We start from the raw sequence: 1,483 nt of genomic DNA, 5'->3' as shown, positions 1-1,483 counted from the left end.
TGCGGGGCAATATGAAGATGAAGAAAGTGGCTTTATAATTGCTTTCGTTATTATGATAAGGAGACAGGGCAGTATCTTTCCCCAGACCACATAGGGCTATTGGGTGGGCTGAATCCCTATGGGTATGTGCATTGCCCGACGGGGTGGGTTGATCCGTTTGGGTTGGCGGGTGGCAAAGGGAATAAAGGGGAGCTAGACGGTTCAGGTAGACCATTAGCAAGCCCAAGATACTCGGTAGCATTTGAAACAAAAATAGATAGTAAATTCTATCCCGGACGTTCTGATAAGGTTCATTTTCAGGAAGCTAATAGAAATCTTCATGAGGCCATGAAAGCAGACCCCATATTTGCTAAAAAATTAGAAGATATGTATCCGGGAATAACTCAAGGTGTACAGACGGGTCCTAGAGGAGCATACCCAAGACGCTCACCATTGCCAGAGCTGACATGGCATCATGAGGCTAGTCAACCTGGTGTTATGCAATTAGTGCCTATAAAGCAACATCAAGCTCCTGGAGTTGTTCAGGATTTTCTTCATCCTGGAGGAAAAGGAGGAATGAGTAATTGGTGAGGTGGACGATAATATGATCGAAGAAACACTGAGAAATGTCTTACAAAAAGTAATAGATGTACCTTGGAATTTAGCGCTTTATTTGCCTAAAGATACATTTAGTTGGGATTTAGATACTATAGCTATGATTGAAGATCCTGATGACGTTGAGTCAGATGAACTAGATGATGATCCTGAAGTTATAAAAGAAGCTAATTATAGGTATGTACTAACGATCCAAATGTTACAAAGCATTGTTACTTATGCTAAATTACAAAAAGCGAATGTAACTGAAGAAGAATTGCTTCAATGTCTCATTTATTATTTTAATAATGATGCTTATTTGACTCTTTAGCTATATAGCCAGAAGATCATGTAATCTTCCAGCTTTTTCGTTTTTAATAGCAACTCTGTTTACGCTTTAGTCATTAATACACTCCACCATCAGCTTGCGCATCGTGAGTTTGATGGCACTCAGTTGTGCTTGCTGCTGTTGGTTTTGCTATTTAATTGTTTGAATGCCTTCGCTATCGAGTATCAATACAAAACACTCGTATAAGATTTTTACCGTAAAGGTGAAAACTGTTTCAAAACCGGCGTCTTTTAACCACTGTATCTAAGGTGTATTGCGGGCGGTGGTGCGGCTTTGTTGCCGTTGGGGGCATAGCCGACGGTATAGTGCCGCTCTGTTTTCGGGGGGGATTTATGCGAGTGCCTGATTTAGAATGCGTCTTATCCAGATAGAACATGTTGGGCATCATAACAAGCGAAGCAATAGAGTATTAGTAGCTATAAATTTGCCAGCTCTAAGAAGAGATTATTCATCAATGGAATGAAGCTGATAATACGCTGGCATTGACTCGTTTTGGTGAGCGGGAGTTGCATTATGCTTTTGGGGCGCTGGGGGAGTTAACTTCACTGCAAGTCAATCAGC

General features: G+C 41.2%; 2 protein-coding genes. Both read left to right on the top strand.

The features are described from left to right. The first annotated feature begins 126 nt into the window (after positions 1–126). Complete coding sequence (locus HMPREF3129_RS14085) at positions 127–570, top strand: HNH endonuclease (RefSeq protein ID WP_070487100.1); 444 nt, start codon at positions 127–129, stop codon at positions 568–570. 13 nt (positions 571–583) lie between these two features. Then, positions 584–904, top strand: coding sequence for a DUF7716 domain-containing protein (locus HMPREF3129_RS14080; protein ID WP_004242747.1), 321 nt, complete (start codon positions 584–586; stop codon positions 902–904). Positions 905–1,483 lie beyond the last annotated feature (579 nt).

This window comes from Proteus sp. HMSC14B05 (assembly GCF_001808035.1).
Lineage (GTDB): Bacteria > Pseudomonadota > Gammaproteobacteria > Enterobacterales > Enterobacteriaceae > Proteus > Proteus mirabilis.
The sequence above is the reverse complement of the archived record's forward strand: the minus strand, read 5'-3'. Positions and strand labels throughout refer to the sequence as shown.

Coding starts and splice junctions, on each gene's coding strand:
- HMPREF3129_RS14080 (WP_004242747.1), top strand. CDS start 584: ATGATCGAAGAAACACTGAGAAATGTCTTACAAAAAGTAATAGATGTA.